Genomic DNA, 14,179 nt, shown 5'->3' with positions numbered 1-14,179 from the left:
CGGGAATATCCTGGTATACCGTTACATAATTCTTGGTAAATGATATTTTTTAAAGGTGTCATGACCCGATGCGCTATCGAGTCATGATAAGAACATGTAATTATTATTAAGAATTGATTGCAGCGCTCATTAGATTTTGTTGTCCTTCTTTGATATATCTATTATAAAATTTAGTCATTCACTGTTATTAACCTATATAAATGCTAACTCCGATGAGAAAATTTCTGACGTCCCTTTGGTGTTGCTTATTACTCCTTTCAGGGGAATTGCTTGCCCAAACACGAACCATTTCCGGAAAAGTTACCGATGCAAATGGTAACCCGGTGCCCAATGCTTCTGTTATTGTTAAAGGTACACGAGTAGGCACGGTCACTAATACCGATGGCGGGTATTCATTAAATATACCGCCTGGTGCCAAAACCCTGGTTATTTCTTCGATCAATCTGCAAACCGAAGAAGTAAAGATCGGACCTGCAAACGAGTACAGCCTGGCTTTAAAAGCTATGGATGCCTCGCTTGATGAAGTAGTGGTGGTAGGTTATAATACCATTGCCAAACGGTCGCTGACAGGCTCTGTAAGTAAGGTAAATGGAGATGTGGTGGCCAATAAACCCGTTACCAGTTTTGACCAGGCGCTTACCGGTAAGGCTGCCGGTGTGCTGGTGAATACTTCATCGGGTTTGGTTGGCGATGATGTGATCATCCGCATCAGAGGCGGTGCTTCCATTTCATCGGGTAGCAGCCCATTGATCGTGCTCGATGGTGTTCCCATAACACAGGGTGATCAGGGGCAGTTATACAATCACAACAATCCCCTGGCCGAACTGAATCCAAACGATATAGAAAGTGTTGAAGTGTTGAAAGATGCTTCGGCAGCTGCCATTTATGGTTCACGTGGGTCGGCTGGCGTACTGTTGATCACTACCAAAAAAGGAAAGGCCGGGCAAAGCACGCTCAATTATGATAACTTTTTTGGTTTCAATGAAGCTGCGCGCAAGATGAAAGTATTGAATGCATCAGATTATATTACCACTGTCAATAAGTTAAGAAGTAATGCAGGGTTGTCGCCCGGCGCCAATTATGGTGATATAAATAGTGATGGAAAGCTGGATACTGTTAATACCGATTGGCAGAAAGAGCTTTCCCGAAAGGGAATGGTGCAGAACCATAACCTTGCTCTCAGTGGCGGCTCACAACGAACTACCTATTTCGCCTCTTTGAACTATAATGATGTGCAAAGTTATATTGAGAATACTGAGCAAAAGAGAGGAGCAGTGCGGTTGAATATTGCATCGAGAGTGACCGATTGGTTGCAGATAGGGGCCAACACCCAGTTCTCACGCACCCAAACCAGTGGACTGGGATCGGGTACCGGTAACGCATTGTCGGGTATCCCTTTCGGTCCATTAACAGCCATGCCGAACATCCCGGTATATGGGGCTGATGGAAAATACTATGCTGGGTTGGGCGGAAATTTGGCTACCGGCTACAATGTACCCAATCCCGAAGCGGTTACTCACCTTAACTATGACAACCGCGACGGCCGCCGTTTTATTGGAAGCGCATTCGGTGAAGCGCAACTGATAAGAGGATTGAAGTTTAAGAGCCAGGTAAACGTTGACTATGCTACCGGTTTAACCGATCAGTTCTGGAACCCTGATATTGGTGATGGCCTGGGTTTTGGACTGAAACAAAAAGTTTACAATGAAAGAAACACCTGGAGCTGGTATAACACGTTAAACTATAACCGGCAAATAGGCGCCGATCATGAGTTGAATGCGCTGGCCGGAACAGAATATACCCGCCGCACCAGTTCTTATACCTATACTTATGGAGCCGGTATAAAAGATCCGGACCTGTTATTGATCAGTGCGGATAATTATGACGAGGTAGGCGGTGAAAATGGCATTGATGGTATTGATGATGGCCTGGCCTCTTATTTTGGAAGTATCAATTATGGTTTTAAGAAGAAGTACCTGGCTACTTTTAATTTCAGGGCCGATGCCGATAGCCGTTTTGGTCCCAAAAACAGATGGGGTTATTTCCCTTCGGGTTCAATAGCCTGGCGGGTGACGCAGGAAGATTTTATGAGCCAGTTCAGCTTTGTGAATGATCTGAAATTACGGGCCAGCTATGGCGTAACAGGTAATTCTGATATTGGTTATTTCCCTGCCATCAGTACCTATAAACCGGCCTCATATGCCGATATAGGCGTATTAACAATGGCAAACCCCGGAAACTCCAATCTGCGTTGGGAACGGCATAAGACATTCGATATAGGCATTGATGCGGTGATCTTTAAAAATACCAGTTTTACCATTGAGTATTATAACCGCAAAACTATTGATCTCATCCTCGATAACCCGGTTCTGGCTACGCTGGGTTTTCCCGGCAATATTATCAAAGATAACGTTGGTGAAATGCGCAGCCGGGGCGTTGAGTTAACCGTTAACACCGCAGTTATACATACAAGAGACTTTCAATGGAATGTGAATTTCAATACGGCCTGGAACAACACCAAAGTAATTGCCACGAATGCCAATAATGATCAGGTGTTTGATAAAGACCCGGCCGCCACTTTTTCTTTGGCAAAGCCTGGTTATAATCTGGGTGTTTTTTATCTCGTCCGCTGGTCAAGGGTTAACCCTGCCAATGGATTTCCCATTTTTCTGGATGTAAATGGCAATGAAAAGCAATATAACATGAATAACAGAACCTGGTCATTTGTTAAAGATGGCACTAATACTACTGCAATTGGAGCCGCAGACCGGGTTGTATTAAAAGATAAATCACCTTATCCGAAATTCTATGGCGGTTTATCACAAACGTTCAACTATCGCGCTTTTGACGCCAACATCGATCTGCAATATGCGTTTGGCTTTTATTTATATAACCAAACCAAGCAAACTATCATGAACTATGGCAATACCAGGAATAAATCGGAAGACATTTTAGGCGCCTGGACAAAAGCCGGCGACAATACAGATGTACCTGTGTTGTACTGGAATTCAAATTTGTGGTCAACACAGGCTTCATCGCGTTGGTTAGAAAGGGCTGACTTTGTTCGTATCCGGAACGTGCAGATCGGTTATACATTGCCAAGATCGATCACCGACAAATTCAAAGCGAGCAAATTGCGTTTTTATGTACAGGCCAATAACCTGTACACCTTTACCGGCTACAGTGGCATCGATCCCGAATCGAACAGTATTGGTAATACGAATATCGGGTTGGGTATAGATAGAACAAGACCTTACCTCGCCCGTTCCTATACGGTGGGTCTCAACTTTGGATTATAATGGTGATTTGCTTCAATTACTTAAACTGAAAAAAATTATGCGACACATAATATATGTATTTCTGGCAACGGCTGTACTCATGAGCGCCTGCCAAAAAAAGGTTACTGATGATATAAAACCGCAGGACCTGTTATCGAGCGATGTGGTATTTTCAACGCCACAAAAAATTGAAAACGCTGTATTGGCTGGTTATGATGCGTTGCAAAGTCCTGAATTTCTCTCAGGAAGAGTATTGATATATGTTGACCTGCTGGGAGAAGACATATTTGACCGCACCGGTTATTTTACCGAGTTACCCCGGTTTAACCTGACCTCCAATAGCGGTATCGCTTACAATGTTTGGACGGCCGGGTATTTTGCTATTGCAACGGCAAACAGGAATTTGGCTGGTATTGCGGCCAATAGCAGTAAATTAACCACTGCCAAAGCAAAAGAGCTAACCGCGGAATGTAAGTTTATTCGTGCCGTAGCTAATTTTTACCTCGTAAACTTTTTTGCGCAACCCTATGTGTACACTGCCGATGCCTCGCACCCCGGCATACCATTAATAACCCAGGGGTTTACTTCAAACGACCCGGCTGCCAATACACCGAAATCGTCGGTTGCGGCTGTTTATACAGCTGTTATTACCGACCTCACTGATGCCCTGGCCGATCTGCCGCTTGAATATACCGGTACATCAAATGACGCGTACCACGATAAAACCCGTGGCACCAAAGCCTCGGCTGCTTCCTTATTATCAAGAGTATATTTATACAAAGGCGATTATGCCAATGCAAAAAAATATGCATCAGATGTGATCAGTGGCACTTATGGTGCGTTTTCGCTGAACAGTACGGTTGATGCTGCCTACACTTCAAATGGCGGTGAATATATAACCGATGAAGGCATTTGGTCAATTCCCAATAATGTAAATGACAATCCGAATACAAATAATGCCTTACCCATGCATTATTACCCTACTGGCAGGGGCGACCTGGCAATATCTCCTTCTTATTTGAGCACAACCACCAATCCTTATTTTGCTATTGATGATAAAAGAAGGACCCTGATCATTACCGGTACAACCAGCCAAACGTCCTCTTATAAATTCACCCGCAAGTATACTGATATTACCGGCCGGGCCGACTGGGCGCCCATCATACGCTATGCAGAAATATTGCTTACGTATGCCGAAGCGCAGGCCCGCCTTGCCAGCGGTGTTGATGCCGATGCGGTAGCCAAACTGAACCTGGTAAGGGACCGCGCTAAAGGCCTGTCGCCTTCTTATACAGTACTCAGCTTTGCCAATAAAGATGCATTGATCGCAGCTATTTTAGGCGAGCGTCGAATTGAGCTGGCTTTTGAAGGACATCGCTTCTGGGATATTATGCGGGTAAAAGGAACCGTTACCAACAAGTACGATAGTGACGGTACTACGATATTACCGGCCGAACCATTTGGAGCCAAAAAGAATGTTTTTCCTATTCCGCAGTTGGAAGTTGATAAAAGCAAGGGCGTATTGGTGCAAAATGATGACTATTAAAATTGAACAGGTTTAAATAAAAGCGAAGCCCTCCCGGTGCACCGGGAGGGCTTCGCTTTTTACAACATCGCTGTTGTTATTATTTCAGAAATATTTCGTGCAGTTTATTTTCCAGGTCGTCGCCGCGTAATGCTTCGCCTACTACAATACCTTCGGGGTCAATTAATATATTGTAAGGGATGCCGGTAAATCCAAATGTATTTACCGCCTTGCTGTCCCAATAGGCGAGGTCACTTACATGGGTCCATTTTAACTGGTCTTTCTTAATGGCCTCCACCCATTTTTCTTTGTCTTTATCGAGCGAAACACCCAGAATAGTGAAGTTCCTGTCTTTGTACTTGTTGAAAGCGGCTACCACATTGGGGTTTTCTGCCCGGCAGGGCGGGCACCAGCTTGCCCAGAAATCAACCAGTACATACTTTCCTTTGTAAGAGGCGAGCGATACCTGTTTGCCATTTACATCGGGCAGGGTTAACTCTGGTGCTTTTTTACCGATCCAGGCGTTTTGTTGTTCCTGTTGTTCCTTTATTTTGGCGATCTGCTCTTTGTAGGCATTGTAGCGTTTCTTCATTTCGGCCAGGTTCGAATCGCCCGCATATTTTTGAGTAAGGCTGTTCAGGGCCGTTTCAAACTCTGGCTGCGGTAATGTTTTAGCCGAACGGCCCAGCACAAATGCGGCAACCACTGGCTGGCTGGCATCTGACATCATTCGCTTCATATACTCGTTCAGTTCTTTAATGGCGTCGTTCTTGCGGTTGGTAAAACTGAGCAGGGTGGTGTCAGGCGCGCCAATGCGTTTCAGACTGTCGAGCTGGTTCATGGTTTGCTCGGCGCCCGAGCTTTTAGTATCGTAGGTAAAAATAAAATCCTGTAATTCGCGGCTGGCCACCGAACCGGCTACCGTGTAGAATTTTTCATTCGCCATGTCAATATCAACAGTCATCTTAGGCTCATCATTCACGATAGGCACCATGGGGCCATCGAGCACCACGATATTATACATGCCAATGTTTTTGGCGGGGCCTTTTAATGTATAGGATCTTTTTTCAGCCGAAACAGTAACCGAATCCAGTTGAACCGGGGGCAGGTCTCCGCCAAAAGGCACTTCATATAACAACAGTGTTACGTTGCCTTTTTTTACAGCGTTCGGGTACAATGCGGCTACCTTATCAAGGTTGGCTATGTTGCCAGTTACCTCCAGTGTTCCTTTTTCTTTTGAGGAGCAGGCACTAATGGTAACCATGAGTACGATCAGGAGCCGGTTCGAAATAAGTTTCATCTATCTGGTTTTTGTTAATAGTTATTGCAGTTTTTTCAGGAGGATATCATTGGTAAGCTTGGGGTCGGCTTTACCTTTTGATACTTTTTTTACTTCGCCTACAAATAACCCGATCAATCCTTTCTTGCCTTTTTTATATTCTGCTACTTTATCGGGCATTTTATTCAGCACTTCTTCAATCCAGGCGGCAACGTTCCCTTCATCACTATCCTGCAGCAGGTTTAGTTCCTTTGCAATTTGCAATGGTTGTTTGCCGGGTTCTTTCAACAAAGCAGTGAACAGTTTGGTAGAAGCTACTGAAAAGTTCACCTGGTTGCTATCGATCAAAGCAATGAGCGATGCAATGGCGCCGGGTTGTATAGGGAAGGCTGTGATGGATGCACTGTTTTCATTGAGCCACGATTTAACAGGGCCCAGCATCCAGTTGGCGGCTGCCTTGTAATTGGTGGAATGTTCTATGATCTTTTCAAAATACTCAGCCAGTTCTTTTTCATCGGTGATCACACGGGCATCGTATTCGGGTAATTGTAATTGTTGGGTGTACCGGGCTACCCGCTCTTCGGGCAATGCGGGAATGGCCGCACGTACTTCCTGCAGCAGTTGGTCTGTTACCACAAATGGCGTAAGGTCGGGATCGGCAAAATACCGGTAATCGTTGGCGTCTTCCTTGGTGCGCAACGCGAAAGTGGTGCCATTGCCGGCGTCAAAACTTCTTGTTTGTTGTATAACCTTTTCACCCGATTCTATGATGTCGACCAGGCGTTTGGCTTCAAATTCAATTGCACGTTTTACGTTGCGGATAGAGTTCAGGTTCTTTACTTCCACCTTGGTTCCCAGTTGGGGATCCCCTTTTTTACGTACCGAAATGTTGGCATCGCAACGCATACTGCCTTCTTCCATATTACCATCGCAGATCTCGAGATACCGTAACAGTTTTCTTAATTCGGTAAGATAGGCATACGCTTCGTCGCCGCTGGCAATATCGGGTTCGGTAACTATTTCAACCAGGGGTACGCCGGCGCGGTTGTAATCAACACAGGTATTGCTGGCATCCACATCGTGCAGGCTTTTTCCGGCATCCTCTTCCATATGAATGCGGTTCAGCCTGATATCTCTGGTTCCCTCCTGCGTGCGAATGGTCACAAAACCGCCCTGGCAAACAGGGGTGGTATGCTGCGATAACTGGTATCCTTTGGGCAGATCGGGATAGAAATAGTTTTTGCGGGCAAAATAATTATGCCGGGTAATGGTGCAATTACAGGCCAATCCTATTTTAACGGCGTAGGAAATGGCCTTTTTATTCAATTTGGGCAGGGTGCCGGGGTGCGCCAGGGTAATGGGACTGATATGTGTATTGGGGTCGCCGCCAAATGCAGCGCTATCGCCACAAAACAGCTTGCTGTTGGTAAGTAACTGGGCATGCACTTCCAGACCTACAACCACCTCATATGCATCGTAATTTATCGACATGTTATTCTAATTGCCTAATGGTGAAAAATCAGGCAAAAATACCTCATTTCCGGCAATGGTCTTTATGATAAAAAGCCTCCGGACTAAAGTCGGGAGGCTTGCGCCAGCCTCGGCAAAAGCTTCGGTGGCAACTATAGGGCTGATGTTTGAAAACTACAGGTTAGCGGTCTTTAATTTTTTGGGTGTTTTTACCTCAACGGTCTGTGATTTTCCATCGCGGGTAAAGGTTATTTTAACAGACTGCTTGTCTTTTGCCTCCCGGGCCGCGCTCACCAGCTCGTCGGTGCTGGTTATTTTTTTGCCATCAAATTCGGTGATCACATCGCCTTCCCTGATGCCAGCTTTTTCGGCAGTTGATTCATCATCAACACTTAACACTTTAACGCCCTTGCCTTCTTCGGTATCCTGCGCTTTTATGCCGAGGCGGGGTTTGCCGCCATAAGGGGAAACCCGCGGTAAAAACTCATTATCCTTCCAATCGAAATTAAAGCCAGGCATTTCAAACTGTTGCGGTGGCATACTAAAGGCCATGCTTTTTCTTTTTCCCAGGGTTGCCTCGGTTTTTTGGGTTTTGCCATCCCGGTAATAAGTGATGGCTATCTTGTCTTCCGGTTTATGCTTTTGAATAATTTTTGTAAGGTCTTCGGGCCTTTCAATCTTTGTTTCATCAATTTTGGTGATAATATCGCCATCTTTCAAACCAGCTTTGGCAGCGGCACTGTTTTCAGTTACATCTTCTATGCGGGCGCCTCTGTCGTCGTTCTCGGTAATTACGCCCAGGAAGGCTGAATTGCCTGAGCTTTCACTGTAAGTTGTTGCGCCGCTTTGGCCACGGAAAGGCGAGTGGGGGCTGTAAATGGTAGTTGATCTTCCCTTTTTTATTACAACATTATCATCATTAAACTCGTCCAAAGGTTTACCATTTACCTTAACGTCGTCGCCATTTATTTCAATGGTGACTTTGGTGTCCTTATCGCTTTTTCTTTTGATAATGATCTCTTCATTATTCACTTTGGGTTTGTCCTTCTCCTTATCCTTTTCTTTGTCATTATCCTGGGCGGCCAGGGGTTGGCACAGCATCAGGGCTACGGTTGCAATGGCGGTGCTGGTTAACAGAAATCGTCTCATTGTATTGAAGTTTTTGATATAAATAATTTGACTACGTCGACTTTCGTACATCAAATATAGGGATTTAATTGAAATACGAAAATTTTCGGAAATGTTAAGATTGGGGAAAGAAGAACAGGACCCGGGGTTGGTTGATATAACACAGGGCAAGCAGGCTGAAAAAGTGAGAAAAATATTAATTTAATTGATTTTCAGTTCTTTGTGAATAAATTGAATTAAAGGGAAAGTCAATTCCGTTTAATTCAAAGAACTTTCAATTAAAAGAAACGTCTGTTTCGTTTAACGCAAACACGTTTCAATTAAACGATTTGTCCATTTCATTTAATGCAAAACACTTTTGATTAAATCAAACGTCCATTCCGTTAAACGCAAACACGTTTCAATTAAACGAAACATCCATTCTCTTTAAAAAGACTTTTCTTTAAACGAAACATCAATTCTCTTTAATCAAAAAGCCTTGTAATTAAACGAAACGTCCATTCTCTTTAATCAAAAAGGCTTTTCTTTAAATGAAAAGTTCGTTCCGTTAAACGCAAAACGCTGTGCCTATAAAGGCGTGATTGTTTAATTAAACGCAAAGTTCATTCTGTTTAATCTCAAGCCGTGAAGCTTTTCAAATACTGCAGGGGTAGGCTTTTTGATCAGTATTTTTTCGGTGTATCAGAACCATCGGTGAGGCAGGTAGCCGCCATGGCAATGGCCTTTACCACATCGGCCATAAACGGGTAATCGAGCGTTTCCCATTCATCATTCAGGGAATGATAATAGGGATCGTTTGGTGAAGTGCTCATGATGGTATGTGCTGTAATACCTTTTCTGGCAAAAGGGTAATTATCTGACCGCAAATACAGCCTTTCATTGGGAAAGCGGTCGCCCTGGAAATATTTTTCTCCATATTGTGGCGCCATTTCGGTCAGTCTTTTATTAAATAAGGCTATCAGGTTCGATTGGTCATCGCCGGTTATGTACGGTTTTTTTTCATCGACCGGCCGCCCGATCATATCCATATTGACCATGGCAGTCACTACTTTGGGGTCAAAACCTTCTGCCAGATGTTTGGAACCTAACAAACCTTCTTCTTCACCCGAAAAAGCGATGAATATGAGGGTACGCTCATTGTTAGGGCGCTGGGAAAAATACCGGGCCAGGTGTATAAGGGCGCTGATGCCCGATGCATTGTCATTGGCCCCGTTGTAGATCTCATCTCCACTTTCTGGTTTGCCATTTTCGGGCAATTTGGTCCTGATGGTATAGTTCTGGGTACCAATATGATCAAAATGCGCGCTGAAGATCACCAGTTCCTTTGGTTTTGAATGGCCTGGTAAAGCGGCCACCACATTCAATGATTTTGCTTTGTAGGGAATGGAAAAACTGAAAGCATTGTTCTTATAGGAGAGCTCAAAAGGCATTAAATAGCCATCGTTACCCGAAATGGGTGCCGCACCTGCCTGTTTAAATTGTTCACTGATGAAAGTGGCAGCCTGTGCTGCCTGCATGGTGCCGGTAAGGCGCCCCTGAAAGCTATCGGCTGACAATGTTTGAACCAGCGCTTTCAGGGACGACGGCGTTATTATGGAGTCAATTGTAATTGACTGGGCTGAACATATAGAGGCTTTCCAGGATAAAAGGACGCAAAGGATAAAGCTAATATGGCAATTTCGCATGCCCCAATTTACAATAAGCTTTTCACTTTGGCAATCACTTGTTGCATATTGCCTGCATCCTGCCCGCCGGCAGTAGCCAGGGTTTTTTGTCCACCCCCGCCACCTTTAATAAGCGGGGCAATATGTTCTTTAATGATCTTTCCGGCATCGAGCCCTTTAGCTGCGACTACGGCATCGGCAATGCCGACGGCAACAAATGGTTTACCACCAATGTTGGCGCACAAAACTATTGCATGATCATTGAGATTATTTTTCAGATCGAAGCACAATTTCTTTAATGCATCGGCGCTGCTCACTTCAACAATTTCGCCAACGAATGTAATGCCGTTAATGATCTCGCCTTTTTTCAGCAGTTCATTGCGAATGTCTACCAGTATGCGGCTTTCCAGGTGTTCAAGCTTTTTCTTCAGCTCGCTGTTTTCTGCACCCATGTTCTGAACCGCTTTTAAGAGGTCGGCCGGGTTTTTCAGCTCTTCTTTTACCTGATGCAACTGGGTGAGCTGTTCATTGATATATTGCTCAGCTGCCAGTCCGCATATGGCTTCAATACGGCGTACGCCGGCGGCCACTGCCGATTCATGTTTTAATTTAAAGAGACCCAGTTCGCCGGTGGCGCCTACGTGTGTGCCGCCGCAGAGTTCTACAGAATATGCCGGGTCAATGATCACTACACGCACCACATCGCCATATTTTTCGCCAAAAAGGGCCATGGCACCCAGTTGCAGGGCTTCTTCTTTCGACATTTCCTTTATTACAACGGGTATATTGGCGCGGATCTTTTCGTTTACGATCGCTTCAACTTTGGCTATTTCATCAGCGGTCATTTTGGCGAAATGCGAAAAGTCGAACCGCAGGTATTCATCATTTACCAGCGAACCTTTTTGTGCTACGTGTGTGCTCAATACTTTACGCAGGGCGGCATGCAGCAGGTGCGTGGCCGAGTGGTGAACGGCCGTTCTTTCCCGGCGGGTGGTGTTGATGCGCGCATCTACAATACCGGTAATATTAACGGGTAGCTTTTCAACAAAATGAATGATGAGGTCATTTTCTTTTTTGGTATCTACCACGGCTACTTCTTCGCCTTCGAACATAAGCATGCCGGTATCGCCCACCTGTCCGCCGCTTTCGGCATAAAAAGGTGTTTTGCCCAGCACCAGCTGGAAAGACGTTTTTCCTTTGGCTGTTACTTTACGGTATTTCTGCACCTTGGTTTCAGACCGGGTATTATCGTAGCCCACAAAGCTGGTACCGCCATCGTTCAGCACAACCCAGTCTTCGGCATTTAATGCAGTAGCGGCGCGGCTACGGTCTTTTTGTTGTTGCATTTCTGCTTTGAAACCTTCCTCATCTACATCCAGGTTATTTTCCCGGGCTATCAGGCGCGTAAGGTCTACGGGGAAACCATAGGTGTCGTACAACTCAAAAGCTGCCGAACCATTGATGGTTTTGTTTTTGGCAGAAGCAATAATTTCATCGATCTTCTTCAGTCCTTTTTCCAGTGTTCTCAAAAAGGCTTCCTCTTCTTCCTTCACTACTTTGGCAACAAAATCCTGTTGCTGGAACAGTTCGGGGAAAACGGTTTTGAATTGTTCCGACAGCACCGGCACCAGTTGGTGCAGCAGGGGCTGTTTATAATCGAGGTAAGAATAATAATAACGAACTGCGCGGCGTAAAATACGGCGGATAACATAACCGGCCCCGGTATTGGAAGGCAGCTGCGCATCGGCAATGGTAAAACTGATGGCGCGAATATGATCGGCCAGTACCCTGAATGCTACGGCCTGGTGCCAGTCGGCAATGGTAGCGGGGGTGGCTAACGGATCGTATTTCTTTTTGGTGATATTTTCGATGGCGGCAATGGTGCCGGTGAAAACATCTGAATCGTAATTTGACTGTTTGCCCTGCAGTACGCGCACCAGCCGTTCAAAACCCATCCCGGTATCCACGTGTTTGGCGGGCAGTGGTTCCAGCTTGCCATCTTTTTTCCGGTTGAACTGCATGAACACGTTGTTCCAGATCTCAATCACCTGGGGGTGGTCTTTATTTACCAGTTCGGCCCCGCTTTGTTGTTTCCTTTCTTCGTCGCTGCGGCAGTCAACATGTATTTCGGAACAGGGACCGCAAGGGCCGGTATCGCCCATTTCCCAGAAATTATCTTTCTTATTACCTGGCAAAATGCGCTCGGCAGCTACCCGTTTGGCCCATTCAGTAAATGCCTCCTCATCCTTTGGCAGGTTCTCAGCGGCATCACCTTCAAAATAAGTTACATATAACCGGTCTTTGGGTATTTTATATACCTCGGTCAGCAATTCCCAGCTCCAGGCAATGGCTTCTTTCTTAAAATAGTCGCCAAAGCTCCAGTTGCCCAGCATCTCGAACATGGTATGGTGGTAGGTATCAACACCTACTTCCTCCAGGTCGTTATGCTTTCCGCTTACCCGCAGGCACTTCTGGGTATCGGCCACCCGCGGGAACGGGGCTTTTTTGTTGCCAAGGAAATAATCTTTGAATTGGTTCATTCCTGCATTGGTAAATAGCAGGGTAGGGTCATTTTTCACTACAATAGGGGCCGATGGAACAATTTCATGGCCCTTATTACGGAAAAATTCCATAAATAGCTGTCGTATTTCTGCGCTGGTCATCATAAAACGGAACGATCTTTGATCAAAATTGACACTTAAGCCTTTATATTTGTAAATGTTACCGTTTAGGCAACGGCTGCAAAGGTAATTTAATTCGGGCTGTTTTGCTGAAAAGCAACCTTGGTAATCGGCTTGTATCCATGAAGAAAATCAAGTACTACTACAATACCAATACTCTCCGATATGAAAAGCTGGAGACTCCGCTGCACGTAAAGCTGTTGCGGGTGCTCGGTTTTATATCGGCAGCTATTGTCACCTCTGTAATTATCGTTTCCATTGCTTATCGTTATTTTCCTTCTACCAAAGAGAAGGCGTTGATGCAGTATAATGAACAGCTGCAGGAACGCTACTGGGTGCTGGATGAGCAGGTTGCCAAAATGCAACAGCATATGACCCAGCTCGAAGAGCGGGATAATGATATTTACCGCACCATTTTCGAGGCTAATCCCATTCCCGACAGTATGCGGGCAAAAGACCTGGCCCAGAAAAAAGAAATGGAAATGGTGGCCAGCATGACCAATTACGAGCTGGAAAACTCAATAGTCAGCTCGCTCCACAATCTCGAGAACCGCATGGGGGCCCAGGAAAAGTCATATGTTGAAATAACCGGATTTATCAAGAATAAAGAACAGCTGTTAGCCTGTACACCGGCCATTCAACCGGTTAGCAACAGCGACCTCAAGCGCCTGGCTTCCGGTTTTGGCTACCGCATTGACCCCGTATATAAAACGGTGAAAATGCATGCCGGGCTCGACTTTGCCGCTCCGCAGGGAACACCTATTTATGCCACCGCCAATGGATCGGTAAAAGTAGCCGGCAACCTGGGTAATGGCTATGGTAACCACGTAGTTCTGAACCATGGGTATGGCTACGAAACCCTCTATGGCCACATGTACCGTATTAAAGTAAAACCCGGTGATAAGATCAAACGTGGCGAGATCATCGGCTGGGTAGGCAGTACCGGAAAATCAACCGGCCCGCACTGCCACTACGAGGTACATAAAAACGGCCGTCACGTGGATCCCGTTTACTTCTTCTACAACGACCTTTCGCCCGAACAATACGACCGCCTGTTGAAGATGTCTTCTTCGAGCAACCAAAGCTTTGACTAGAAGCGTGAATGGTGAATGGTCAATGCCCGCCCGACTGAACGTCGTTCGGGCGGGGTGAAT

8 protein-coding genes are annotated in these 14,179 nt (G+C 45.5%); 3 read left to right on the top strand and 5 right to left on the bottom strand.

Annotated elements, in window-relative coordinates:
• Positions 1 to 212 precede the first annotated feature (212 nt).
• Both A3860_RS11270 and A3860_RS11265 read left to right on the top strand, forming a co-directional pair.
• The gene (locus A3860_RS11270; protein ID WP_158085207.1) at positions 213 to 3,299 is read left to right on the top strand and encodes a SusC/RagA family TonB-linked outer membrane protein; all 3,087 of its coding nucleotides are present in this window, start codon (positions 213 to 215) and stop codon (positions 3,297 to 3,299) included.
• Positions 3,300 to 3,336: 37 nt separating this feature from the next.
• Positions 3,337 to 4,824 carry a RagB/SusD family nutrient uptake outer membrane protein gene (locus A3860_RS11265; protein WP_143774053.1) on the top strand — a complete coding sequence of 496 codons (1,488 nt, stop codon included), beginning with the start codon at positions 3,337 to 3,339 and terminating at the stop codon, positions 4,822 to 4,824.
• 79 nt (positions 4,825 to 4,903) lie between these two features.
• On the opposite strand, the gene A3860_RS11260 is transcribed toward A3860_RS11265, so the two are convergent.
• The 5 genes from A3860_RS11260 to alaS all read right to left on the bottom strand — a co-directional run bounded on the left by A3860_RS11260 (position 4,904) and on the right by alaS (position 13,007).
• Entirely contained in the window at positions 4,904 to 6,103 is a 1,200-nt protein-coding gene (locus tag A3860_RS11260) for a peroxiredoxin family protein (protein WP_081146789.1), read from the bottom strand.
• Positions 6,104 to 6,124: 21 nt separating this feature from the next.
• Positions 6,125 to 7,573 carry an Asp-tRNA(Asn)/Glu-tRNA(Gln) amidotransferase subunit GatB gene (gatB, locus tag A3860_RS11255; protein WP_081146788.1) on the bottom strand — a complete coding sequence of 483 codons (1,449 nt, stop codon included), beginning with the start codon at positions 7,571 to 7,573 and terminating at the stop codon, positions 6,125 to 6,127.
• A 153-nt stretch (positions 7,574 to 7,726) separates the two neighbouring features.
• On the bottom strand, positions 7,727 to 8,701 hold the full coding sequence (locus A3860_RS11250; RefSeq protein WP_158085206.1) for a PDZ domain-containing protein: 975 nt from the start codon (positions 8,699 to 8,701) through the stop codon (positions 7,727 to 7,729).
• A 641-nt stretch (positions 8,702 to 9,342) separates the two neighbouring features.
• Positions 9,343 to 10,365, bottom strand: coding sequence for a M28 family peptidase (locus tag A3860_RS11245; RefSeq protein WP_081146786.1), 1,023 nt, complete (start codon positions 10,363 to 10,365; stop codon positions 9,343 to 9,345).
• Positions 10,366 to 10,373: 8 nt separating this feature from the next.
• Positions 10,374 to 13,007, bottom strand: a complete 2,634-nt coding sequence (gene alaS, locus A3860_RS11240) for an alanine--tRNA ligase (protein WP_173820196.1) — start codon at positions 13,005 to 13,007, stop codon at positions 10,374 to 10,376.
• 140 nt (positions 13,008 to 13,147) lie between these two features.
• Here alaS and A3860_RS11235 point away from each other — a divergent pair, with 140 nt between their 5' ends.
• A complete protein-coding gene (locus A3860_RS11235) occupies positions 13,148 to 14,119 on the top strand; it encodes a M23 family metallopeptidase (RefSeq protein WP_245843518.1) in 972 nt (323 codons plus the stop codon).
• Positions 14,120 to 14,179: the final 60 nt, after the last annotated feature.

Origin of the sequence: Niastella vici (assembly GCF_002077945.1) — a bacterium.
In the GTDB taxonomy this organism is placed as follows: domain Bacteria; phylum Bacteroidota; class Bacteroidia; order Chitinophagales; family Chitinophagaceae; genus Niastella; species Niastella vici.
This window is presented reverse-complemented; position numbering and strand designations above follow the sequence as displayed.